Here is a 22,225-nt window from a genome sequence, read left to right as displayed (position 1 = left end):
ATTGGGCCGCAACGCGGCCCCGTTGGGTCAGACCGTCCCGATCTCCCCGCCATCGTTACGCTGGATCACCACCGTCGAAGCCCGTGGCCGCACCGTGGTGCCTGCCGGGGTCACGTCGGTCGCCTTGTCGGTCGACGGCCAGTTGTCCGGGTGCTGGATGTTGACGAACAACGTCTTGTTGTCCGGCGTGAAGGCGATACCGGTCACCTCGCACCCGTTCGGGCCGACGAAGAAGCGGCGCAGGTCCACCTGGTTCTTGGCATTGACCGGCACCTGCTTGCCGTTGGCGTCCACCAGGTCGGTCGGGATGACCGCCAGCAACTGGTCGTTGGTGTAGCTGGTCACGCTCTTCTCACCGTTGTCGGTCTCGAACCACAGCACGCCCCGGCTATCGAAGCTCATACCGTCGGGGCTGGCGAACTGGTTCAGTTCGGTGAGGCCGGAGCGGTTGATGTCCGCAGTGCCATCGGCATTGGCGCCGAACACGAAGATGTCCCAGGTGAAGCTCAGGTGATCGTCGCTGTCGTGCCAACGGATGATGTGGCCGTGGCGGTTCGGCCCGCGAGGGTTGGCGGCATCCACCTTGTCCGGCGTGCGTGCGCTGTTGTTGGTCAGGGTCAGGTAGACGTCGCCGTTGAGCGGGTTGACCGTGGTCCACTCCGGGCGGTCCATCGGCGTGGCGCCCACAGCGTCGCCGGCACCTCGGGTGTTGAGGATGATGCCGGGCAGGTCGCCGTACAGCGCGCCCAGGGTGCTGCCGCCGGTGGTCGGGGTGGCCACGTCGAGCAGCAGCCACTTGCCGGTGCCGTCGGCATTGAAGCGCGCTACGTAGAGCTTGCCTTTGTCCATGTACTTGGCGCCGGTCGCCAGGCGGTCGGCCGGGTTGGCATCGGCCTCGCTCCATACGGCGTCGGAGACGAACTTGTACAGGTACTCGTTGTTCGAGTCGTCGCCCATGTACCAGACCAGGGGCTTGCCGGCCACCGGCAGGCCCGGGCAGCAGCCTTCGTGACGGAAGCGCCCCAGGGCGGTGCGCTTGGTGGCGAGGGTAGCGCTGTTGTACGGGTCGATCTCGACGATGTAGCCGTAGGTGCTGGCTTCGTTGCGGTAGTCGTCGGTGGCGCTGGCGCCGCTCGGGGTGATGTCGAAGCGGGCGAATTCGTCATTCACCTCGGTGCTGTCACCGGCTGCGCTCTCCCACTTGTACTGGCCATTGGCGGTGGCCACGCCGATACGCACCTGGTCCTCTGGCCGGGTGGCCTTGTTGACGAAGATGCCAGGCCAGTTCTCTTCGCAGGTCAGGTAGGTGCCCCACGGTGTGTAGCCGTTGCCGCAGTTGTTGTTGGTGCCGCGGCACTGGGTGCCGGTGGGCGAGAACTTGGTCTTGACGTGGTCGGTGCCACGCAGCGGGCCGGCGATGTCCATCAGCGAGGCGGTGGTGAAGCGGCGGTTGAGCGGGTCGTTGTCCACCACCTGCCAGCGGCCGTTGACCTTGCTCAGGCGCACCACGCCGGCGCCGTGGGCATTGATTTCCTTGCGCACTTCCTCGGCCGGGCGCTTGCCGTCCAGGTCGGTGGTCGGGCCGTTGGGGTGCAGGGCAGAGGCGTCGATGTACTCGAAGTTGATCGCCAGCAGGCCATCGTCGGAGCGACCGTCGATGGGGAAGAAGTGCATGCCGTCGTGGTGCATGCCCATGGCATTGGCCTGGTCGGTGGAGGTGTTGCTGCCGTCGGCCTTCCATGGGTTGGCGTTGCGGTTCAGCGGCGTGCCCCAGGGCGCCAGGACATAGGCGCTGTAGCCCGTGGCGACCACGCAGGCATCGGTGCGCGAGCCGGGGATGGACTGGAAGCCCAGCTTGAGTTTCGGCTTTTCCGGCTCGGGCGCGGGGGCATCGTCGTGGTCGGAGCCGCCGCCGTCGAAGCAGCCTGTCAGACCGGTACCGGCGATCATGGCGATCGCTGCGCCAAGGCTGCCGCGCATCACGCTGCGCCGGCTCAGGTAGGCGTCCATGACGCTGGCCATTGGCAGGTTGTCGCTTGGGTTGCGGTCCAGGTTGTCGCCGGTATCTCGACTCATCAGGGTGTCCTTAGGTTGGCTGAGTTGAAGAAAACCGCGACTGTAGAGCGCAAAGATGATGATTGGTTGGCAGAAATGTTAAGGGCTTTTTAAAACAAGCCGTTCTTAGCATCGCGTTACAAAGATTTTTTTGGAATCGTTGTCGGATATCTGCCATCAAACTGTCATCCAGGCGCCGCAATATCCGGGACCCAACAAGGAGACGGGCGAGGATGGCGGGTCGATGGCAAGCAGTGTAGGCAGGCGGGAAGTCATCAGCTGGATGGGTGTCGGAGCACTGGCACCCTTGCTCGGCGCCTGCTCCACATTCCCGGGGCGAGGCCGCGACAACGCCGCGGTGGACCTGCTCTACCTCGCCGACACCCTCGACACCCGTCAGCCCGGCCCACCCGTGGTGCCGGCGACCCGGCTGGGGCCGGTCAGCCACCTGGGGCGTGCACCCTGGATGACCGGCGCCAGTGCCCTGGCGTTCGACCCCGCGTTGGCCCCCTTGCTCGATGCCACCCAGGCCGGCAATGCCCGCCTGGGTGGCTATGCGGTGCTGGCGGCGTTGCTGGAGCAATTGCGTGGCGAGGCGGGGGCGAACAACAGCCTGACCCTGGAGAACGGCCAATGCTGGAACGGCAGCGGCCTGGCCTACCTGACCCAGGGCGACAGCGGTGTGCAGGGCAGCCAGCTGCTGGGCAGCGAGGTGCGGGTCAGCAGCGACGAACGCGTGCTCTGGCCGCAGCGTTGCGCCGGCCTGTATCGCCAGGCACCGGCCACCACTGTTGGTGCCGGCCTCGCAGTCAGCCAGGCCAAGGCACTGGCCATCGACGGCATGCGGGTGTTCGAGCGGGGCGGGGCGCGCATTGCCGTGGTCGGGGTGACCGACCCCTATGCCCAAGACCAGAAAGCCTCCCTTAAACAGTGGTACCAATCACTGTTGCCCACTTTTCAGCAAGCGCGCCGTGAAGCCGATCTGGTCGTGGCGCTGGCCGATGTCGGCACCGGCCCTGGCCTGTGGCTGGCCGAGCGGGTGCCTGAGCTCGACGTGCTGTTCTGCGCCCGTGGCCAGGACTTCTGGCCCGCACCGGTAGAGGTCACCCAGGCCAGCGGGCGGCGCGTGCCGGTGCTGTTCGCCGGCTGCCGCGCCAGTGGCGCATTCCGCCTGCGTTGCCAGCAGGTGGCCGGGCAGTGGCGGTTCACGGCGCAATTCTTCCCCGCCTTCGAGCACCAGCTCGGCCCGGTTGCCCAGGGCCGCGCCAGCCAGTTGCGTACGCAGCTGCACCTGCAACGCGCCGGGCATGCCGCCTGGCTCGACCAGCCCCTGGCCAGGGCGCCGGAAGCCCTTTGGCGTCGCGACACCCTCGGCGGCAGCTGGGACCGCTTGCTGCACCAGGCACTGGCCGACGGCAGCAGCGTCCCGGTGTTGCTGCCAGGGCTGCGCTACGACGCACCGCTGGCCAGCGGTGAATTCATCACCCGCGAACACCTGATCGCGTTGTCTGGCGGCTACCCGGCGCCGGTGGTCGAGGCACCGGCGCGGCAGGTCGAGCAGGTGCTGGAGAACGCCGCCGAGCAATTGTTCGGCGACCCGCTGCTGCTGGACAACAGCCAGGACCTGCCCCGCTGGCAAGGCCAGGCCTGGCGCCTGAGCTATAGCCCCCAGGGCAAGCGGGTCGCGGGCCTCGAGCCGGTCGAAGGGCTGTGCCGCACCTTTGGCCTGCAGTTCGATGCCAAGGCCGGCGAGCCGTTGTGGCAGAAGGTCGAGGCCTGGCTGCTGCGCCAGCGCCCCGACTGGCAGCTGGACACGCTGCAACGGCCGGATGTGCGCTATGTACAGGGCCACCCCGGCTGGCACCCCCGGCAGGTGGCGTCGTGACCTGGCGCGGCCGCCTGTTCGGCGCATCGCTGCTGACCCTGGCCGGCTGGCTCGCCGCCCAATGCGTGCTGCAGCTCAGCCAACCCGTGCAGCCCGCCCGTGCTCCCGACAGCCGCGATACGGGCCTGCCCGGTCTGATGGCCGGCCACTGGCAGCCCGCGCTCGACGATGGCGTCATTCCCTTGACCCGCTTGCCGCTGCGCTACCTGGGAGGCCTCAAGGCGCAGCCGCTGTCCGCCACGGTGGTGGTGCTGCGTTTCGGCGAACAGGTACGCACCCTCGGCCTTGGCCAGCGGCTGGCGCCGGGCATCGTGCTGCAGGCCATCGACGCCGATGGCCTGATTTTCGACAACCAGGGGCGGCGCGAACGCCTGCCCTGGCCGCCACGGCCCGCCGTGACCGGCTTCAAGCGGCAAGGATGAGCGATGTTTGCAAGATACTGTGTGGCCGCAATGTTGAGCCTGGGCCTTGCCCTGGCCTGGGCCGAGGAGCCCGAGGAGATCGATGAGAACGGCACGCCGTTGTACGAGGTGAACTTCGTCGACACCGACCTTGGCGAGTTCATCGACAGCGTGTCGCGCATCACCGGCACCAGCTTCATCGTCGACCCACGGGTCAAGGGCAAGGTCACCGTGCGCACCGTCGATCGCCATGACGCCGAGGCCATCTACGACATCTTCCTGGCCCAGTTGCGCGCCCAAGGCTTCGCCGCCGTCGACCTGCCCAACGGCAGCGTGAAGATCGTCCCCGACCAGGCTGCGCGCCTGGAGCCGGTGCCTGTGGAGGCCGCAGGCAGGCAGAGCGAGGGCAGCGATGGCGTGGCCACCCGGGTGTTCAATGTGCGCAACGCTGCCAGCGAACAGATGCTCGGCATCCTCAAGCCGCTGATCGACCCCCGGGTCGGTGTCATCACCCCGTATCCGGCGGCCAACCTGCTGGTGGTGACCGACTGGCGCAGCAACCTCGAGCGTATCGACAGCCTGCTGCGCCAGCTCGACCAGGTCAGCGACGAGCCCCTGCAGATGATGCCGCTGCGCCATGCCAGTGCCGCCGACACCGCCCAGCTGGTAACCCGCTTGCTGGCCCGCGAGCAGGGCGCCGACAGCGCCCAGGTGGTGGCCGACCCGCGCAGCAACGCCTTGCTGGTACGCGGCAGCGCCGATAGCCGCGAGCGCGTGCGCGCCCTGCTGGCCCAGCTCGACCGGCCCAGCGACAGCCTGCACAGCAGCAACACCCAGGTGATCTACCTGCGTCACGCCAACGCCAGCGAGGTGGTCAAGGTCTTGCGCGGCCTCAGCCAGAGCGGCGCGGTGCCGACCGAAGGCGAAGGGCAGGGCAAGGAGGCGCCGGTGGCGATGGCCAGCGACTCGGGTATTCGCCTGGAGTACGAAGAAGGCACCAACGCTGTGGTGATGGTCGGCCCGGACAGCGAGCTGGCCGCCTATCGCAACATCGTCGAGCAGTTGGACATCCGCCGTGCCCAGGTGGTGGTCGAGGCGATCATCGCCGAGGTCAGCGACAGCCAGGCCCAGGAGCTGGGCGTGCAATGGCTGTTCGCCGACGAGAAGTTCGGCGCCGGTATCGTCAACTTCGGCAGCAACGGCGTGAACATCGCCAACGTCGCCGGGGCGGCCGCCAGCGGCGACAACGAAAAGCTCGGCAAGCTGCTTTCGGCCACCACCGGTGCCACCGTCGGCATCGGCCATATCGGCGGCGGCTTCAACTTCGCCATGCTGATCAATGCGCTCAAGGGCAAGAGCGGCTTCAACCTGCTGTCGACGCCGACCCTGCTGACCCTGGACAACGCCGAGGCGTCGATCCTGGTCGGCCAGGAGGTGCCCTTCGTCACCGGCTCCGTGACCCAGAACAACGCCAACCCCTACCAGACCATCGAGCGCAAGGAAGTGGGGGTCAAGCTGCGCATCAAGCCGCAGGTGAACATCGACAACAGCGTGCGCCTGGACATCGTCCAGGAGGTCTCGTCGATCGCCGATTCCAGCGCGGCCAGCGACGTCATCACCAACAAGCGCGAAATCAAGACCAAGGTGATGGTCGAGGACAATGGCCTGGTGATCCTCGGTGGCCTGATCAGCGACGAGCTGAGCACCAGCGACCAGCGCGTCCCGTTGCTGGGCGATATCCCGGGGCTGGGCCGGCTGTTCCGCTCCGACGCCAGCAAGAACACCAAGCAGAACCTGATGGTGTTCATCCGCCCGCGCATCCTGCGCGACGGCCAGAGCCTGGCGGGCCTGAGCCAGGAGAAATACCGCAGCCTGCAGCAGGGCACGCCGCTGCAACTGCCGGAGCTGGCCGAGGGCTCGCAATTGCTGAAGGTGTTCCCCTCCAGCCGTGCGCGCCTGGAAGGCGGGGACTGGTGATGCTCCCGTATCGCCTGGCACGCCAGGCCGGCCTGGCCATGGCCCCGAGTGCCGAAGGTTGGCAGCTGTGGCTGCGCGACGATGCCGACAGCGACCAGCTTCACGAGCTGCTGCGCGTGCATGGCCGGCCGCTCGCCTGCCAATACCTGGACCGTGCTGCCTTCGACGAGCGTCTTGGCCTGCTGTACCAAGCGGGGGAGTCGGCCACCGAGGCCTTGATCGAAGGCATCGGCGACCAGGTCGACCTGGCCGGGCTGATGAGCGAGATGCCGCGCATCGAGGATTTGCTCGAAAGCGATGACGAAGCGCCGGTGATTCGCCTGATCAACGGCCTGTTCGCCCAGGCTTTGCGCCAGCGCGCTTCGGATATCCATATCGAGACCTTCGAGCAGAGCCTGGTGGTGCGCCTGCGCATCGACGGTCACCTGCGCGAGGTGCTGCGCCCGCCGCGGGCGCTATCGGCCATGCTGGTGTCGCGGATCAAGGTCATGGCACGCCTGGACATCGCCGAGAAGCGCCAGCCCCAGGACGGGCGCATCACCCTGCGCGCCGCCGGGCGCGAAGTGGACGTACGGGTCTCGACCTTGCCGGGCATCCACGGCGAGCGGGTGGTGATGCGCGTGCTGGACAAACAGGCCAGCCTGCTGGCACTGGACAACCTGGGCATGACCGAAGCGGTGCTGCACGGCTTGCGTGGCTGCCTGGCCCGCCCCAATGGCATCGTGCTTTCCACTGGCCCCACTGGTTCGGGCAAGACCACCACGCTCTATGCCTGCCTCAACAGCCTCAACGACGGCAGCCGCAACATTCTCACTGTCGAAGACCCAGTGGAATACGCCATCGCCGGCATCGGCCAGACCGCCATCAACCCACGCGCGGGCCTGACCTTCGCCAATGGCCTGCGTGCCATCCTGCGCCAGGACCCGGACGTGATCATGCTCGGCGAGATCCGTGACCGGGAAACCGCGCAGATCGCGGTGCAGGCCAGCCTCACTGGGCACCTGGTGCTTTCGACCCTGCACACCAACAGTGCCGTGGGCGCGGTGACGCGTCTGCGCGACATGGGCGTCGAGCCGTTCCTCATCGCCTCCAGCCTGCGTGGCGTGCTGGCCCAACGCCTGGTCAGGCGGTTGTGCCCATGTGCCGTGCCACACCCACTGCAGGCGGCCGAGCGGCGTCTGTGGCCTGAGCTTGCGAACCTGGACGAGACCTACCACCCGGTCGGTTGCGAGCAGTGCCAGGGCACTGGCTATGTGGGGCGCCTGGGCCTCTACGAATTCATCGAACTGGATGCCGGCCTGGTGGCGCTGCTGTATGACGGCGCCAGCGAGGTGGCCATGCAAGGCTACCTCGCCGACCGGCGCCAGAGCCTGGTAGGCATGGCCAGCGACTGCCTGGCCCGCGGCCGGACCAGCCTGGCCGAAGTGTTGCGCGTGGTGCAGGGCTGAGCATGCCGACCTACCGATACCAGGCGCTCGACATGGCCGGGCGGACCCACAAGGCCAGCGTGCAGGCCGACACCGAGCGCCACGCCCGGCAGCTGTTGCGCGAGCAGGGCCTGTTCGCTCGTCAGTTGCAGCGCCAGGACCCGGGCGAAAGCAAGCCGCACCGCCAACGCCTGAGCCGGCCGCAATTGTGCGAGCTGACCCGGCAGTTGGCCACCTTGACCGGTGCCGGCATTCCCTTGGTCGATGCCCTGGCGACCCTGGAGCGGCAACTGCGTCAGCCGGCGTTGCACACGGTGCTGGTCGCCGTACGCGGCTCGCTGGCCGAAGGCCTGGGGCTGGCGCGCAGCCTGGCCCGCCAGGGCGCCCCCTTCACTGGCCTGTACTGTGCCCTGGTCGAAGCCGGCGAGCGCTCCGGGCGCCTGGCCCAGGTGCTGGCGCGCCTGGCCGATCATCTGGAGCAGGTGCAGCGCCAGCAGCACAAGGCCCGCACGGCACTGATCTACCCCAGCGTGTTGATGGGTGTGTCGCTGGCGGTGGTGATCGGCCTGATGACCTTCGTGGTTCCCAAGCTCACCGAGCAGTTCGCCCATTCCGGGCAGAGCCTGCCCCTGGTCACCTCGCTGCTGATCGGGCTCAGCCAGGGCCTGGTCACGGCAGGCCCCTGGTTGCTGGGCCTGGCGATCCTGTCGACGTTGTTGTGCGCCTGGCTGCTGCGCAAGCCCCACTGGCGCTTGCGCCGCGACGACCTGCTGCTGCGCGTGCCGCGCGTCGGCGCGCTGCTGCAAGTACTGGAAAGCGCGCGGCTCGCGCGCAGCCTGGCGATCCTCTGCGGCAGCGGCGTGGCCCTGCTCGAAGCCTTGCAGGTGGCCACCGAGACGGTCGGCAACCGGCGCATCCGCCAGGCCATGGAACAGGTGCGTACTCAGGTCGAAGGCGGTACCTGCCTGCACCGGGCCCTGGATGCCAGCGGCCAGTTCCCGCCACTGCTGGTGAACATGGTCGGCAGCGGCGAGGCCAGCGGCACCTTGGCCGACATGCTCGAGCGCGTGGCCGATGACCAGGAGCGCGGCTTCGCCCGCCAGGTGGACACCGCCATGGCGCTCTTCGAACCCTTGATGATCCTGGTGATGGGCGGCGTGGTGCTGTTCATCGTGCTGGCGGTGCTGTTGCCGATCATGCAGCTCAACCAGGGCCTGCAACTGTGAAAACCCGCAATGTGAAAAGGAGCACCGACATGCAGCACCGACGCCCCCGCCAGCGTGGCTTCACCCTCATGGAAATCATGGTGGTCATCTTCATCATCGGCCTGCTCATCGCCGTGGTCGCCCCCAGCGTGCTGGGCAACCAGGACAAGGCCATGCGCCAGAAGGTCATGGCCGACCTGGCGACCCTGGAACAGGCGTTGGACATGTACCGCCTGGACAACCTGCACTTTCCCAGCAGCGAACAGGGCCTGGCGGCCCTGGTGAAGAAGCCGACCCAGGAGCCGCTGCCACGGGCCTGGCGCAGCGACGGCTATATCCGTCGCTTGCCGGAAGACCCTTGGGGTACGCCCTATCAATATCGCTTGCCTGGTGAGCACGGCCGGGTCGATGTCTATTCCCTGGGTGCCGATGGCGTGCCGGGCGGCGAGGGCCTGGATGCCGACCTGGGCAACTGGGCGCTCTGACCTGTGACCGGCCAACGCGGCTTCAGCCTGCTCGAGCTGCTGGTGGTGCTGGCCATCGCCGGGCTGATGACCGGGCTCGGCGTGGCCTGGCTCGACGGCGGCAAGGCTGGCGCCGATCAAGCCTTGGCGCGCTTGGCCGCCGAGATCCGCAGCCAGTCTGCCCTGGCCCGGCACGCGGGCCAGTTGCGTGGCCTGCGCTGGAACGGCCAGCGCCCGGAGTTCGTTCGGCGTGAGCCGGCAGGTTGGGTAGTCGAGCCGACCCGCCTGGGCGACTGGCCCACGGCGCTGCGCCCGGACTGGCCCGCGAGCCAGGCACCGCAACTGGTGTTCACCCCGCAGGGCTGGGCCCAGCCGGGCAGCCTGACCTGGCGCTGGGCCGAAGGCAGCGAGCGTTGGGCGTGGGGGCGTGATGGCCAGCTGCGCAGGATCCAGGGCTCATGAAGGCGCGCCAGCGAGGGTTCACCTTGCTCGAAGTGAGCGTCGCCCTGGCGATCGCCGCAGTGCTGGCGGTGATCACCAGCCAGGTGCTGCGCCAGCGCCTGGCCGTGCAGGAAAGCGTGCAACAGCATCGCCTGGGCCTGCTCTGCGCGCGCGAACTGCAGGCGCGTTTTACCGTGGAGCGCTACTGGCCACCGTCCAACCAGAACAGCGGCGTACTGCACCAGGGCGGGCAGGCCTGCCACTGGCAGTTGCAACTGCGTGGCACAGGTGTGCGCGACTTGCGCCGGGGCCAGTTGCGGCTGTTCGCCGACGCCGACCAACGTCTGCCGCTGGGGCAGTACAGCCTTTTCCTGGAGCGCCCATGAACGCGCGCCAGGGAGGCATGACCCTGATCGAACTGATGGTGGCGCTGGCCTTGACCGCCGTGCTCGGCGTCATGCTTGCGGCGCTGGTGAACGGCTGGCTCAAGGTGCGCGAACGCCTCGGTACCTCTGCCGACGCAGACAGCGTCCTGGAGTTCTGCCTGGCCCTGGAGCGTCGTTTCGACAGCCCGGTGCTGCGCCGGGTGTATGAACAACGCCTGCCCCTGGCGGTGCGCTGGCTCGACTGGCAGCCGCAGGGCAACACCTTGTTCTGGGTGGCTGCAACCGGCTGGCCGCAGGCCGAGGGCGGGTCGCGCCTGCAGCGCCAGCGCCTGCGCTTCGACGTCCAGGGCCAGCGCCTGCTGCTGGAAAGCTCGGCAGACCTGTACGCCGTGGCTGAGCCGCACTGGGTGCTGCGTGACCAACTGCAGCGGGTGGACGCCATGCACATTCTCTATTTCCAGGAGGGCCGTTGGCTGGCCTGGCCTTCCGACCAACCGGTGCACCCTGGTCGTGGCGTGCGCCTGCATCTGCAGCGTGATGGAGCACCGTATGCCTGCACCTTCGTATTGCCCTGGGGGCGCTCATGAAACGTGAGTGGCGCCGATCCGCGCCGGCCCGGCCCTGGCTCCTGCTGCGCCCCGGCCAGGCCGACGCCCCCTGGGACTGGTTGCTGGTGGACGGCGACACACCGCTGCGCCAGGGCCAGGGCGAGCCGCCAGCCGAGCCGCACGCCCGTGTAGCCCTGGTGGTGCCGGGGGAGGCGTGCAGCCATTTCCAGGTGCCTGCACCTGCTGGGCTCAGGCGCGAGGAGTGGCCATTGCTGCTGGAGGACCAATTGTTGCAGGAGCCCCAGATCCTGGCCTGCGCCAACCTTGCCCGGCTGGCGGGCCAGGTACGCCTGGTGGTCGTGGCCCGCCAGCAGCTCGAAGCCTGGCAAGCCCAGTGTGCAACCTGGGGATTGCCGCTCGAGCGCTGCTGGGCGGAGTTCCAGCTGCTGCCGGCACCGACGACGGGCACGGCATGGCAATGGCGCAAGCTGACGAACATGAGGCTGTTCAGAGGCGTGCTCGAGGATGGCCGCGAGCATTGGCTGGCCTGGCCGCAGACCCTGGGCGAGGCCCCGCGTTCGCCTTGGGCGGGCCTGCCGATGGAGGTCATGGAGGGCGCCTGGCCGACGCACCTGGCCAACCTCGACGTGTTGCCCGGGCTGTTCGCCCAGCAGCGTACGCAAACTTGGCGCAGGCCCCAACTGCCGCGCGTGCATCTGCGCCTGATGCTGGCTTGCCTGCTGTTGTGCACGCTATGGGCCGGGTTGTGGACGCACCAGCAATGGCGCCAGGCGCAACTATGGCGAGCCCAGGTACACGCGGTGGTAGGCCAACAGGCGTCGCCACGCCAGGCCGCACAGGCCCTCAAGCGCCTGCAGGGGGCCGAGACGGAGCGGCAACTGCGCCTGCGCCAGCTCGAGGACCTGCAAACCCGTTTGCAGGCCTGGCTGCGTGAGCAGCCAGCCTGGCGCCTGCAAGCCGTGCGTTTCGATGGCCGGCGCTGGCACTTGAGCATGGAGGGCGATGGCGCCGCGCCGCCTTGGGACGCGATGGCCTCGGGCGCGGGCGTACGCGTCGAGGTGCAGGGCGATGGGCAAGCAGGGCAATGGCACGTGGTGTTCGACCTGGGGGACGCAACATGAACTTGGAGGGCGTGCGCCGCTACCGCATGGTCCTGGCCTGGAGCCTGATTGCATCGCTGCTGGCGTTGCTGGCCGGGCGTGAAGGCTTGGCCCTGTGGCGCGAGACGAATCAGTGGCAAGCCTTGGCCGCCACGGCTGCAGGGCTGCGCAATGGGCCGACGCTGAGCCTGGAGCGTCTGCGTCAGTCGGCCCAGGCACGGGGGATCGAGCTGCAGGATGTGCAAGCCGACGACCAAACCTGGCAACTGCAGGGCCTGGTCGCCGACGAGCAGGTGCTGCAAGGCTGGCTGCAGGCCGTGCAGATCGACGGCGCCCGGCCCTTGCAATGGGGCTTGGAGCGGGACGCCAAGGGCCTGCGTTTCGCGCTGTGGTTGCGGCCATGACACGGCGTGGCTGGGTATGGCTGATGGTGGTGTTCTGCCTGACCCTGCTGGTCGAGCTGCCTGCCGGCTGGGTGCTGCGTGGCCAGGCCCTGCCGGTGGCCGGCGTGTCTGGCAGCCTATGGCAGGGTGAAGCCCGGCAGGTAGGCGAAGCCGGCCCGGTGCGCTGGCAGTGGCGCCCCTGGCATCGCGAGCTCGAGGCAGACCTGGCGTACCAAGGGCAAGGCTGGCGCGCCCGCCTGAGCGGTTGGCCATGGCAGTGGCAGGCTGAGCTCGAGGCGCTGGGACCGCACGCCAGCGTTGCGTCGGTCTATCGGGTGGCGGGGCAATGGCAAGGCGTGGTTCGTCTGCAGGGCAAGGGGGCGCGATGCCTGCAAGCCCAGGGCCGGCTTGCGGTGGAAGACTTGGCGCTGGTTGCGCCCTGGTCGCTGGGGTTGGGGCAGGGCTGGGTTGAGATGGACTGTCATGCAGGCTGGCGTTTGCGCGGGCAACTGACGCAGATGGGGCAACATGAATTGAAGCTGGATGCCAACCTGCTGGCACACCGAGCAACGGTTGCGCTCGATTTGCAGCCAGATGCCGGGCTGATTGCGGTGTTGCGGGGCATGCAATGGCTGGGGCCGCAAGTGCTGTCTGGTCGAAAAGAGCTCCAGTGGTAGCGATTTTTCCTACAGACGCTTCTGAAATTACAAAAAGGCCCATTTAACTGAACCGCCAACCTTCGGCTCAGAGGCAACGATTTCTCTGGTGTGTGGCTTTTTGATGTCATTTTTGTCCACCTGTAACCCGCGCCAGACAAGGCCCTCACTCGGTTGACAGTGCAACGCCCCAGCCTATTAACTCAGCGCCTTTCACGGATGATTACACGGCAATCTGATTGAGGACCTTCACCGTGCATTTCATGGAGATGCTGATGTTTATGGATCGACGCGACCCGGTCGCAGGCGATCCCGTTCCTGGCGAACAGGAGTAACCCTCATGTTCGAAGCGGCCAGGTTCGGCGACGAGATTTCACACACCAGCGCGCTGGGGGGCTTCCTGATCGGAGCGGCCCTGGGGATCGCGCTGGTGGCCACGGTGGCCATCGCCACGTTCACATGCGGGTTCGGCGTGGCCTTGCTGGCCGGTCTCGCAGCCGGTATCGGAGGCAGCTTGCTGGTTGCCGCAGGGGAGGCGATAGGCAAAATGTTCTCATCCCCCTCAGGGACGATAACCACTGCCTCCCCCAACGTCTTCATCAATAGCCGCAAGGCCGCCCGCGTCGAAAAAAGCATCGGTGCCTGCGACAAGCACCCAGGGCCGGTGCAGATCGCCGAAGGCTCGACCAACGTTTTCATCAACAGCGTGGCCGCCGCACGCAATGGCGACAAGCTGACTTGCGGCGCGACCATTACCAGTGGCTCGGACAACGTCATCATCGGCGGCGGTACCTACCGTTACCTGCCGGTAGATGATGAAGTACCTGAATGGCTACGCACCACCGTCGATGTGCTGATGGCCATCGCGGGTGCTGCCGGCGGCATCGCGCAGTTGATCAAGGCCGGTAGCCAGGCCGGCATGAAGGCCATCATGCCGTGCGTGGCCAAGTTCACCGCCGGGTTCGTGGCCGGCGAGGTGGCCAGCCGTTATGTGGTCGGCCCCGCGATCGAGCGTGCCGTGGGCGGCCTGGTGGGCAACCCGGTCGACCTCACGACTGGGCGCAAGGTCATTCACGACGAAGTCGATTTCAACCTCCCGGGCCTCATGCCGATCGAATGGTCGCGCTTCTACGCCAGCGACCTGACCGTCGACAGCGTACTCGGCCGTGGTTGGGTGCTGCCTTGGGAGCAGAGCCTGCGCCGCAGCGGTAGCTTCATCTACCTGACCGACAACCAGGGCCGGGAAGTCCCCTTCGTCACCCTGCAACCAGGCGAGCGCATCTACAACCCCCACGAGCAGGTGTACCTGGTGTGCACCGAGGGCGGCCACTACCTCCTGCAAACGCTGGACAACCTGTTCTTCTACTTCGGTGAAGTGCCAGACACCAACACCGAAGTCCCGCTGCAACGCATCGAGAACGCCCTCGGCCACTTCCTGCATTTCACCCGTACACCCGAAGGCAGGCTGACCGACATCAGCGCCACCGGCGGCACGCGGGTGCACCTGCACTATGACAACCCGCTGGGCCGGCTGACCGACATCAAGCGCGTGGTGAACAACGAAGCGGTCGAAACGCTCACCCAGTACCGCTACGACGAACACGGCCAACTGAGCGAAGTGATCAACCGCAACGGTGATTCGGTGCGCGGTTTCACCTACGCCGAAGGGCTGATGACCAGCCACAGCAACGCGCTGGGCCTGGGCTGCCACTACCGCTGGGAAACCATTGGCGACAAGCCGCGCGTGGTGGAGCATTGGACCAGCGACGGTGAGCACTACCATTTCCGCTACGACCTGAGCGCCCGCACCAGTTGGGCCACCGACGTGTTCGGCCGCGAGCTGGAAGTGCAGTACAACGCCGACCATCGCGTGGTCGCCAGCCGGGACTATGGTGGCGAGCGCTATGCCATCGAGCTGGACGAGCAGGGCAACATGATCGGCCTGGGCCTGCCGGACGGCAACAAACTCGCCTTCAAGTACGACGAGTTCGCCCGCCTGCTGGAGGAAACTGACCCGCTGGGGCGCAAGACCACCTACGAGTATCACCACCTGACCACCCTGGTGACCCAGGTCAGCTACCCGGACGGCAGCACCTGGCGAGCGCGCTACGACGACAAGGGCAACCTGCTCGCCGAAATCGATGCCCTCGGCCAGATGACCGAGTACCTCAACAGCGACGATGGCCTGCCGCACACCATCATCGATGCGACCTACAAGTCCAAGTACCTGTGGTGGAACACCCAGGCCCAGGTCGAGCGTTACCAGGACTGCTCGGGCAAGAGCACCTACTACCGCTACGACGAGCGCCAGCACCTGGTCGCCGTCACCGACGCGCTGAACCAGACCACCACGCTGGAGCGCAAGCCGGACGGTGAGGTGCTGAAGATCACCCATCCGGACGGCACCTCGGAAACCTTCACCTACAACGTCTATGGCCAGGTGCTCAGCCACACCGACGGCAAGGGCCAGACCACCCGCCTGCTGCGCACGGCCCGGGGTTTGCCAAGCAGCCGCCAGGATGCCAAGGGCCAGCGAATTCGCTACGAGTACGACAAAGCCATTCGCCTGACCGCGTTGGTCAACGAGAACAACGCGACCTACAGCTTTGCCTACGATGCGTCGGACCGGTTGGTCGAAGAAGTACGGGTGGATAACCTGACCCGGCGTTTCAGCTACAACGTCGGAGGTCATCTCATCCGACTGGATGAGATGGGCTACGGCGAAAACGCCGAACGCCCGGAACGGCACACGCTGTTCGAGCGTGACAGCATTGGCCGGTTGGTCGCCAAGATCAACCGCGATGCGAGCCAGACCTTCGCGTACGACGACGGCGACCGGTTACTGAGCATCGAGCGGCAACCGACTGGGATCGGCAAGCAGCTTGGGATCACGGAAGAGAAGCTGGAGTACGCCTACGATCTGCTCGGCCGGCTGACGAAAGAAATCACGCCCGCCGGCACGCTCGGTTACGAGTACGACCCGCTCAGCAACCTGACCACCCTGACATTGCCGGACGGCCGCAAGGTCAACCACCTGTACTACGGCAGCGGACACCTGCACCAGTTGAACCTGGACGGCCAGGTGATCACCGACATGGAGCGTGACGACCTACACCGGGAGATCTACCGGACCCAGGGCAAGCTCACCAGTTGCTTTGGCTACGATGCGATGGGGCGCAAGGCCTGGCAATTCGCCTCGAGCTTGCCAGCCGACAAGCTCTCGCAGGTGCATAACACCGGTATCAATACCTCGCTGCTGGTGGAGCATGCCTACAACCCGATCCACCGCCGTTATCAGTACGACCCGTCGGGTGAACTGGTGCGCACGCTGGACAAGCTACGCGGCGAGGTTAAATACGAATACGAAGCCAACGGGCAATTGCGCAGCCGCGATACCGGCTCGCTGATTGGTAGCGAAGAGTTTCGTTACGACGCGGCGGCCAACCGGTTGGACTTCAACGCGCGCCAGTTCGATAAGGTCAAGGACAACCGGATCAAACAGTGGCGGGACCAGGAATACAACTATGATCCCTGGGGCAACCTGATCGAGAAGCGCTCGGGGCACAGCAAGCTGCAGCACTTTGTCTATGACTGCGAAAATCGATTGGTGCGGGCAGAAACAACGGTCAATGGCAAGCTGGAAAGCACCGGGCACTACCGTTATGACAGCTTGGGGCGGCGGGTTGCGAAGCAGGCGGAAATCAACGGCGAGGTCGAGCAGAAACGCTTCCTCTGGCAAGGGCTGCGGATGCTGCGTGAGGAGACGCCGGGGCAGAGCATTCTGTATCTCTATGAGCCGGGGAGTTACGCGCCCTTGGCACGTGTCGATCAAGTCGAAGGGGAAGGGCAGAAGGTCTACTACTTCCATACCGATCAGATCGGCACGCCGCTGGAGCTGACGGATAGCGACGGTGAGATCGTTTGGCAGGCGACGTATCGTTCATGGGGGGGGATTGAACAGCTAGCCATAAATGAGGTTGAACAGAACCTGCGGTTCCAAGGGCAGTATCTTGATGACGAAACCGGGCTACACTACAACACCTTCCGCTATTATGATGCTGAAAGCGGACGTTTTATTACTCAAGACCCAATAGGAATAAGTGGGGGTTTTAACCTCTATCGTTATGCCTCAAATCCAGTTAACTGGGTGGATCCATGGGGGTGGGCGTGTAACAAACCAGGAGGATATAAAGCTGGCGATGTTGATGCGCACGGTAATCTATCGCCCCAAGTAAACAGAGCTGTAGGTCATAAAAACATTGCGGCAGATGATTTCGTGCAGTCTCATCATTTCATCCAGCATGAGTGGGCCAAGCTCAACGTAAAAGGATATAAAAGAAATAGCGCTCCGGCTATTTTGCTAAAAAGTAGTTCGGGTGAGTCACATGCCATGATTTCTGCTATGCAGCGAGCAAGACGCAGAGTGTCCGGATTTGGCGGAACGCTACGCGACGAGTTTAATATTGCATATAGAGAAATGATTGATGCAGGGGTTAGCCCAGATGTAGCTAGGCGCGCTGCAAGCAAGTCGTATAAATATTATGAATCTTTAGGGGCTTTCTAAATTATGCGTATATATACTGAACGTCACGATGCAGCGCCTGATAAACTAATTGAGGAGGTCGCCGAGAGGTTGGGGATTGTGACTGGCTCATGGATTTTGGAGTTCTGGAGGAAGAGTGACGGTGCGCTACTAAATGATCAGGTTCTGATTTATTCGACTAGTGATATCGAAGAGCGCAATGATACTTTTGAAGTGGATAAGAACTTCAAAGGTATGGTGGCTATTGGGGATGACTCGGGTGGCCGGATAATTCTCATTGACAAGAACGATGCCGGTAAATTATGGCTCGTAGATGCAGGTAGTGTATCGCTAGAAGCAAGTGATCAATTCGTATCTTTGGATCAAGTGTTGGATTTTATTGCGTCTGAAGATGATGTTGATGATGTGGGGATTGGAGATATTGTCACTGTTGGCTCTAAGCCAAGTCTTGATGAGGTTTTTAATATAAAAAAGGCTCTGGCGGTTAATATCTCAGTGGTGGAGTTGAAAAAGCTGCTTGAAGAACCTGGGCAGGTTTTGTTGAGATCTGTTTATGCGCAGAAGTATGAGCGAGCCCTAATTGAGTTTTCTCATATCATTAGATTTCGATAGGGCCTAGTTGATGCGTTTAGAAGTGGCACATATGATGCTATCTTCGCGCAGCATCCGCGGCAGCGATTGCTGAGGCAGCAGGCGAGAGCTCTTTAAAAATAATTCAAGATGGCGCGTTTGTTATCTTGGGCTTGGGGCAAGTAATTAACTAGTTGATTAGGCTATCAACAGCATGTTGGTCGCACGCAATGGCGACAAGCTGACTTGCGGCGCGACCATTACCAGTGGCTCGGACAACGTCATCATCGGCGGCGGTACCTACCGTTACTTACCGGTAGACGACCTGACCACCTTGGTGACCCAGGTCAGCTACCCGGACGGCAGCACCTGGCGAGCGCGCTACGACGACAAGGGCAACCTGCTCGCCGAATTCGATGCTCTCGGCCAGATGACCGAGTACCTGAACAGCGACGATGGCCTGCCGCACACCATCATCGACGCGACCTACAAATCCAAGTACCTGTGGTGGAACACCCAGGCCCAGGTCGAGCGTTACCAGGACTGCTCGGGCAAGAGCACCTACTACCGCTACGACGAGCGCCAGCACCTGGTCGCCGTCACCGACGCGCTGAACCAGACCACCACGCTCGAGCGCAAGCCGGACGGTGAGGTACTGAAGATCACCCACCCGGACGGTACCTCGGAAACCTTTACCTACAACGCCTTCGGGCAGGTGCTCAGCCACACCGACGGCAAGGGCCAGACCACCCGACTGCTGCGCACGGCCCGGGGTTTGCCGAGCAGCCGCCAGGATGCCAAGGGCCAGCGAATTCGCTACGAGTACGACAAAGCCATTCGCCTGACCGCGTTGGTCAACGAGAACAACGCGACCTACAGCTTTGCCTACGATGCGTCGGACCGGTTGGTCGAAGAAGTACGGGTGGATAACCTGACGCGTCGCTTCACCTACAACGAAGGTGGTCATCTCACCCGACTGGATGAGATGGGCTACGGCGAAAATGCCGAACGCCCGGAACGGCACACGCTGTTCGAGCGTGACAGCATTGGCCGGTTGGTCGCCAAGATCAACCGCGATGCGAGCCAGACCTTCGCGTACGACGATGCCGACCGGTTACTGAGCATCGAGCGGCAACCGACCGGGATCGGCAAGCAGCTTGGGGTCACGGAAGAGAAGCTGGAGTACGTCTACGATCTGCTGGGCCGGCTGACGAAAGAAATCACGCCCGCTGGCACGCTCGGTTACGAGTACGACCCGCTCAGCAACCTGACCACCCTGACATTGCCGGACGGCCGCAAGGTCAACCACCTGTACTACGGCAGCGGACACCTGCACCAGTTGAACCTGGACGGCCAGGTGATCACCGACATGGAGCGTGACGACCTACACCGGGAGATCTACCGGACCCAGGGCAAGCTCACCAGTTGCTTTGGCTACGATGCGATGGGGCGCAAGGCCTGGCAATTCGCCTCGAGCTTGCCAGCCGACAAGCTCTCGCAGGTGCATAACACCGGTATCAATACCTCGCTGCTGGTGGAGCATGCCTACAACCCGATCCACCGCCGTTATCAGTACGACCCGTCGGGTGAACTGGTGCGCACGCTGGACAAGCTACGCGGCGAGGTTAAATACGAATACGAAGCCAACGGGCAATTGCGCAGCCGCGATACCGGCTCGCTGATTGGTAGCGAAGAGTTTCGTTACGACGCGGCGGCCAACCGGTTGGACTTCAACGCGCGCCAGTTCGATAAGGTCAAGGACAACCGGATCAAACAGTGGCGGGACCAGGAATACAACTATGATCCCTGGGGCAACCTGATCGAGAAGCGCTCGGGGCACAGCAAGCTGCAGCACTTTGTCTATGACTGCGAAAATCGATTGGTGCGGGCAGAAACAACGGTCAATGGCAAGCTGGAAAGCACCGGGCACTACCGTTATGACAGCTTGGGGCGGCGGGTTGCGAAGCAGGCGGAAATCAATGGCGAAGTCGAGCAGAAGCGCTTCCTGTGGCAAGGGCTGCGGATGCTGCGTGAGGAGACGCCGGGACAGAGCATTCTGTATTTCTATGAGCCAGGGAGTTACGCGCCGCTGGCACGCGTCGATCAAGTCGAAGGGGAAGGGCAGAAGGTCTACTACTTCCATACGGACCAGATTGGTACACCGCTGGAGCTGACGGATAGCGATGGCAAGATCGTTTGGCAAGCCATGTATCGTGCATGGGGGACGGTAGAGCTTTTCGCTGTCAACGAAATTGAGCAGAATTTGCGCTTTAAAGGGCAGTACTTTGATTCAGATACAGGTCTGCACTACAACACATTTAGATACTATGACCCTGAGATAGGCCGATTTATTAGCCAAGACCCAATTGGTTTGGGGGGGGGGCTGGAATCTTTACAAGTACGTAGCCAACCCAATCGCTTGGGTGGATCCACTTGGGCTGGACGCATTAAGCACTCTCGCAGAGCGAGGGTATTCTGGTGTAACGAAAACACTGGGTGGAGGGTTAGATTATGCTGGTAGTAATGCGCTTTATGCGAAAAAGCCTAATGTCAATCCTATAGTTACAATCGAGTACACAGGGGACTATATTAAGGATTTTGAAGCGGCGAATAAGGTCGCTGAATTGAATCAAAAAACGACCCCGCGTGGCTATGTTTGGCACCATCTGGATGACTATGATCCTAAGACTAACAAAGGTACTATGCAGCTAGTGGAGCAGAGAGCTCACCAAGGCGTTCCTCATAAAGGAGGAGTGGCCCAGTACACGGCGGCAACTGGGAAGTCTTATACATTCCCTGCTAGGAAACCGGCGGCAGCAAAAAAGGTAGGAGGGACTGCATGTTAGATCTAGAAGAGTCTGAATCGAGTATTGATATGGGGGATTTCTCCCAGATTGAGTTTCTGGCTGGAGGAAAGCTTCCGCCTCTATTTAAGAGTATTTATCTTAAGAATAATGGCGGTTTCCCTGAGGCGACCGAGGTCGAAGGTGATGAGTATGTGTTTAGTATAAATGGTTTCAACCCCATAAAGTTTGGTAAGCTGCCGATAGAAAAATTAATGCAGGAATATATAAATCAAGATAGCGACCTTGAAGGTTATGTTCCTTTTGCATATGATGATGGCGGAAACAGCTTTATGCTTTCTTTAAAGAAAGAAGATGCCGGGGTGGTGTATTTATGGATTCAAGGTGAAATGCGTTTAGAAAAAGTTTGTTCGGGCTTTGATGACTTTATAAACTCACTTCGTGTAGGCTAGGCTCTGTACGAAAAGAGATGTCGCAAACACCGCATGGAACAAGCCATTGAGACCATGGCGGCATAGCTTTTCGCGAGCTTGTCGAAGCGTGTCACGATGCGACGGTTCTCTTTCAGCCAGCCAAACATGCGCTCAATGATATTGCGCTGTCGGTATTTGGGCCGATCAAACAGTCTGGGTAAGCCTGGTTTGGGCTTGCGCTTCATCGAGCGCAGCGGGATGACGGGCTGCATTCGGTATTGGTCGCAGTAGCGGCGAAGTGCCTCGGCGTCGTAGCCCTTGTCGGCAAGCAACCATTTACAGCGCTTGCGAGGGCGGCCACGTTGGCTCGATGGAATGCTGACCTCGTCCAGCAATGGCTGGGCATAGCTGATGTCACTGGCTTGACCGCCAGAGAGGAGGAAGCGCAACGGTGTCCCGTTGGCGTCGCAGAGCATATGGATTTTGGTTGTCAGTCCGCCACGACTGCGGCCTAAAGCGTGATCGGCAGGCTCGTCAGGCCCCCTTTTTTCCCGGCACCAGAAGACGCTCGGGTTGCGCGTACAGCGGTTGAGTCGATCATCCAGGTTTGCAAGTCGATCAAGCCTTGCTCATTCAATCTCAGATGCAAGCGTTTGAGCATCTGATTGAACGTGCCCTGGTTTCGCCAACCCCGGAACCGCTGATAGACCGTTGACCATGGACCGAAGCGTTCCGGCATGTCTCGCCACGCAGCGCCTGAACAGAGCACCCAAAGCACGCCATCGAGCATCAGCCGGTCGCTCAGGCGCGGCCTCCCTCGGCCATGAGTTTCGATGAAGAGATCGGAGACCACATCCCAGGCCTCGTCCGAGAGTTCGTAACGCTTTGCCATCACAGAATTCCTTTCCGTCGATGGCGTGGGACTCTACAAAAACTCAGCGTTCGA

General features: G+C 63.3%; 18 protein-coding genes and 1 pseudogene. 17 read left to right on the top strand and 2 right to left on the bottom strand.

The genetic code is table 11. The annotated features are described in order from the left end of the window. Window positions 1–27: 27 nt before the first annotated feature. Complete coding sequence (locus tag ACXHGZ_RS16555) at window positions 28–2,076, bottom strand: PhoX family protein (RefSeq protein ID WP_480460620.1); 2,049 nt, start codon at window positions 2,074–2,076, stop codon at window positions 28–30. A gap of 223 nt (window positions 2,077–2,299) precedes the next feature. Between ACXHGZ_RS16555 and ACXHGZ_RS16550 the strand changes: the two genes are divergently transcribed. The 17 genes and pseudogenes from ACXHGZ_RS16550 (at window position 2,300) to ACXHGZ_RS16470 (ending at window position 21,318) form a co-directional block, all read left to right on the top strand. After that, on the top strand, window positions 2,300–3,940 hold the full coding sequence (locus ACXHGZ_RS16550; RefSeq protein WP_480460619.1) for a bifunctional UDP-sugar hydrolase/5'-nucleotidase: 1,641 nt from the start codon (window positions 2,300–2,302) through the stop codon (window positions 3,938–3,940). Beyond that, window positions 3,937–4,362, top strand: a complete 426-nt coding sequence (locus ACXHGZ_RS16545; RefSeq protein WP_368829790.1) for a pilus assembly protein PilZ — start codon at window positions 3,937–3,939, stop codon at window positions 4,360–4,362. Before ACXHGZ_RS16550 ends, ACXHGZ_RS16545 begins: the two co-directional genes overlap by 4 nt. A gap of 3 nt (window positions 4,363–4,365) precedes the next feature. Beyond that, window positions 4,366–6,318 carry a type II secretion system secretin GspD gene (gspD, locus tag ACXHGZ_RS16540; protein WP_368829789.1) on the top strand — a complete coding sequence of 651 codons (1,953 nt, stop codon included), beginning with the start codon at window positions 4,366–4,368 and terminating at the stop codon, window positions 6,316–6,318. After that, window positions 6,318–7,766 (top strand): GspE/PulE family protein, encoded by a 1,449-nt coding sequence (locus ACXHGZ_RS16535; RefSeq protein ID WP_480464078.1) that lies wholly within the window; start codon window positions 6,318–6,320, stop codon window positions 7,764–7,766. The genes gspD and ACXHGZ_RS16535 overlap by 1 nt, the downstream gene beginning before the upstream one ends. A gap of 2 nt (window positions 7,767–7,768) precedes the next feature. Then, window positions 7,769–8,971, top strand: coding sequence for a type II secretion system inner membrane protein GspF (gene gspF / locus ACXHGZ_RS16530; protein WP_480460618.1), 1,203 nt, complete (start codon window positions 7,769–7,771; stop codon window positions 8,969–8,971). A 29-nt stretch (window positions 8,972–9,000) separates the two neighbouring features. Beyond that, a complete protein-coding gene (gspG, locus tag ACXHGZ_RS16525; protein WP_480460617.1) occupies window positions 9,001–9,435 on the top strand; it encodes a type II secretion system major pseudopilin GspG in 435 nt (144 codons plus the stop codon). A gap of 3 nt (window positions 9,436–9,438) precedes the next feature. Further along, window positions 9,439–9,876, top strand: coding sequence for a type II secretion system minor pseudopilin GspH (gene gspH / locus ACXHGZ_RS16520; protein ID WP_480460616.1), 438 nt, complete (start codon window positions 9,439–9,441; stop codon window positions 9,874–9,876). Next, window positions 9,873–10,241: a type II secretion system protein GspI gene (locus ACXHGZ_RS16515; protein ID WP_084856735.1), complete on the top strand. Its 369-nt coding sequence runs from the start codon at window positions 9,873–9,875 to the stop codon at window positions 10,239–10,241. The genes gspH and ACXHGZ_RS16515 overlap by 4 nt, the downstream gene beginning before the upstream one ends. After that, a complete protein-coding gene (locus ACXHGZ_RS16510; RefSeq protein WP_480460615.1) occupies window positions 10,238–10,828 on the top strand; it encodes a PulJ/GspJ family protein in 591 nt (196 codons plus the stop codon). Before ACXHGZ_RS16515 ends, ACXHGZ_RS16510 begins: the two co-directional genes overlap by 4 nt. Then, window positions 10,825–11,931 (top strand): type II secretion system protein GspL, encoded by a 1,107-nt coding sequence (gene gspL / locus ACXHGZ_RS16505; RefSeq protein ID WP_480460614.1) that lies wholly within the window; start codon window positions 10,825–10,827, stop codon window positions 11,929–11,931. The genes ACXHGZ_RS16510 and gspL overlap by 4 nt, the downstream gene beginning before the upstream one ends. Continuing rightward, window positions 11,928–12,314, top strand: coding sequence for a type II secretion system protein GspM (gene gspM / locus ACXHGZ_RS16500; RefSeq protein WP_480460613.1), 387 nt, complete (start codon window positions 11,928–11,930; stop codon window positions 12,312–12,314). Before gspL ends, gspM begins: the two co-directional genes overlap by 4 nt. Next, window positions 12,311–12,970 (top strand): hypothetical protein, encoded by a 660-nt coding sequence (locus ACXHGZ_RS16495; protein WP_480460612.1) that lies wholly within the window; start codon window positions 12,311–12,313, stop codon window positions 12,968–12,970. Before gspM ends, ACXHGZ_RS16495 begins: the two co-directional genes overlap by 4 nt. Window positions 12,971–13,289: 319 nt before the next feature. Then, complete coding sequence (locus tag ACXHGZ_RS16490; RefSeq protein WP_480460611.1) at window positions 13,290–17,513, top strand: RHS repeat-associated core domain-containing protein; 4,224 nt, start codon at window positions 13,290–13,292, stop codon at window positions 17,511–17,513. A 3-nt stretch (window positions 17,514–17,516) separates the two neighbouring features. Continuing rightward, a complete protein-coding gene (locus ACXHGZ_RS16485; RefSeq protein WP_480460610.1) occupies window positions 17,517–18,104 on the top strand; it encodes an SMI1/KNR4 family protein in 588 nt (195 codons plus the stop codon). A 283-nt stretch (window positions 18,105–18,387) separates the two neighbouring features. Then, window positions 18,388–20,515, top strand: a pseudogene (locus tag ACXHGZ_RS16480) (RHS repeat-associated core domain-containing protein); the annotation flags it as partial. Between the two features lie 171 nt (window positions 20,516–20,686). Then, entirely contained in the window at window positions 20,687–20,908 is a 222-nt protein-coding gene (locus ACXHGZ_RS16475) for an HNH endonuclease signature motif containing protein (protein ID WP_480464077.1), read from the top strand. Next, window positions 20,902–21,318 (top strand): SMI1/KNR4 family protein, encoded by a 417-nt coding sequence (locus ACXHGZ_RS16470; RefSeq protein WP_224455781.1) that lies wholly within the window; start codon window positions 20,902–20,904, stop codon window positions 21,316–21,318. Before ACXHGZ_RS16475 ends, ACXHGZ_RS16470 begins: the two co-directional genes overlap by 7 nt. On the opposite strand, the gene ACXHGZ_RS16465 is transcribed toward ACXHGZ_RS16470, so the two are convergent. Next, window positions 21,315–22,171, bottom strand: a protein-coding gene (locus ACXHGZ_RS16465; protein WP_480460609.1) for an IS5 family transposase whose coding sequence is annotated in 2 segments (ribosomal slippage) — window positions 21,315–21,827 and window positions 21,830–22,171 — 855 coding nt in all. Because the reading frame shifts where the segments join, the coding sequence is not laid out codon by codon here. The genes ACXHGZ_RS16470 and ACXHGZ_RS16465 overlap by 4 nt on opposite strands. Window positions 22,172–22,225 lie beyond the last annotated feature (54 nt).

The organism is Pseudomonas shiyinii, assembly GCF_056725765.1.
Note: the sequence above shows the minus strand (reverse complement) of the source record. Positions and strands in the feature narration are given on the sequence as shown.

Bases quoted from the DNA above. Each gene is read 5' to 3' on its own strand.
- ACXHGZ_RS16555 (WP_480460620.1), bottom strand. From the start codon at position 2,076: ATGAGTCGAGATACCGGCGACAACCTGGACCGCAACCCAAGCGACAAC.
- ACXHGZ_RS16485 (WP_480460610.1), top strand. From the start codon at position 17,517: ATGCGTATATATACTGAACGTCACGATGCAGCGCCTGATAAACTAATT.
- ACXHGZ_RS16470 (WP_224455781.1), top strand. From the start codon at position 20,902: ATGTTAGATCTAGAAGAGTCTGAATCGAGTATTGATATGGGGGATTTC.
- ACXHGZ_RS16535 (WP_480464078.1), top strand. From the start codon at position 6,318: ATGCTCCCGTATCGCCTGGCACGCCAGGCCGGCCTGGCCATGGCCCCG.
- ACXHGZ_RS16510 (WP_480460615.1), top strand. From the start codon at position 10,238: ATGAACGCGCGCCAGGGAGGCATGACCCTGATCGAACTGATGGTGGCG.
- gspD (WP_368829789.1), top strand. From the start codon at position 4,366: ATGTTTGCAAGATACTGTGTGGCCGCAATGTTGAGCCTGGGCCTTGCC.
- ACXHGZ_RS16515 (WP_084856735.1), top strand. From the start codon at position 9,873: ATGAAGGCGCGCCAGCGAGGGTTCACCTTGCTCGAAGTGAGCGTCGCC.
- gspM (WP_480460613.1), top strand. From the start codon at position 11,928: ATGAACTTGGAGGGCGTGCGCCGCTACCGCATGGTCCTGGCCTGGAGC.
- gspF (WP_480460618.1), top strand. From the start codon at position 7,769: ATGCCGACCTACCGATACCAGGCGCTCGACATGGCCGGGCGGACCCAC.
- ACXHGZ_RS16490 (WP_480460611.1), top strand. From the start codon at position 13,290: ATGTTCGAAGCGGCCAGGTTCGGCGACGAGATTTCACACACCAGCGCG.
- ACXHGZ_RS16550 (WP_480460619.1), top strand. From the start codon at position 2,300: ATGGCAAGCAGTGTAGGCAGGCGGGAAGTCATCAGCTGGATGGGTGTC.
- gspL (WP_480460614.1), top strand. From the start codon at position 10,825: ATGAAACGTGAGTGGCGCCGATCCGCGCCGGCCCGGCCCTGGCTCCTG.
- ACXHGZ_RS16495 (WP_480460612.1), top strand. From the start codon at position 12,311: ATGACACGGCGTGGCTGGGTATGGCTGATGGTGGTGTTCTGCCTGACC.
- gspG (WP_480460617.1), top strand. From the start codon at position 9,001: ATGCAGCACCGACGCCCCCGCCAGCGTGGCTTCACCCTCATGGAAATC.